Raw genomic sequence first — 990 nt, 5'->3', positions numbered from 1 at the left:
GTATGCCGGTAGTTGGTATTGCAGTTGGGTTTGGGCTCATGGTAGGTTATGGAATTTATAGTGGTGTTAGCAATATCGTGGAGTACGAGAAAAAGTATGATACAACCCATGATGAAAATTGGCGTATTTTTTGGCATACATTTGCTTTTCAACCTGTACCACAAGATGTACAACATCTTGCAGCAAGAAAGGAAATGGTTAATAGTCTCACTAAAGGAGCATGGCAAGCTTTAAATAATAGCCCTAATAGTACTGTTGCCTATGGTATTGGTCTTGGAAAAGTAAGCGGTAATACCCTTCGTCCAGATTATGCAAAGATTCTTATGAATAAAGCAGAAAGAGCCAATACAAGAAGTCTTTCACGTGTTATACCTCATAGTATTGCAGGTGCTAGCAGAGTTTGTTTACCACAGGTTACTGACCAAGATTATGAAAAAGAAGGTACAAAAAATTCATTCGACTTTGCTTCGTATTATTGTGAAAATTCAGTGGTTATTAGTCACGATAATAGGGTAAAAGCGAAACAAAAGGATAAAATAATTGTTTATGATTTAAGCAATGTGGACAAGGGTACCATCGTTGGAAGTAATGAGTGGAACAATAATTTTCTAATTGGCTCAGGTACAGCAGAAATAACTGGTGGTAGTAATAAGGTAGTAAATAGGTTTGTTGTAAATAACGTTGACTTCTCAGGTAAAATTATTGGTGGAAGTAACTCTGTTAATATACTTGATTTAAGCCAATTGAAAGATACAGTTATAGGAGTGAATGTTGACTATCGTTTTAAGCCTAGTGTCTCTGGGTCATTAAAGGCAAGAGTAAATGGTCGTTGGTTAATCAATGATCAAATTGATAATAATAGCATCTTTAATTATTACTATGTTGGAAGAAAGAACAAGGTGGATAAAATTTTGTGCATGGGTTACTCTGAGCACTTTACAGGAATCGATGATCGTGACGTTATCATAGATAGTGGTGGTGGCTCTAACA

At 35.9% G+C, this 990-nt stretch carries 1 pseudogene; it reads left to right on the top strand.

Going from position 1 to position 990, the window contains the following annotated elements:
* Positions 1-990 (top strand): annotated as a pseudogene (locus tag DM84_RS05985) (hypothetical protein); the annotation flags it as partial.

The organism is Wolbachia pipientis (genome assembly GCF_023661085.1).
In the GTDB taxonomy this organism is placed as follows: domain Bacteria; phylum Pseudomonadota; class Alphaproteobacteria; order Rickettsiales; family Anaplasmataceae; genus Wolbachia.
Note: the sequence above shows the minus strand (reverse complement) of the source record. Positions and strands in the feature narration are given on the sequence as shown.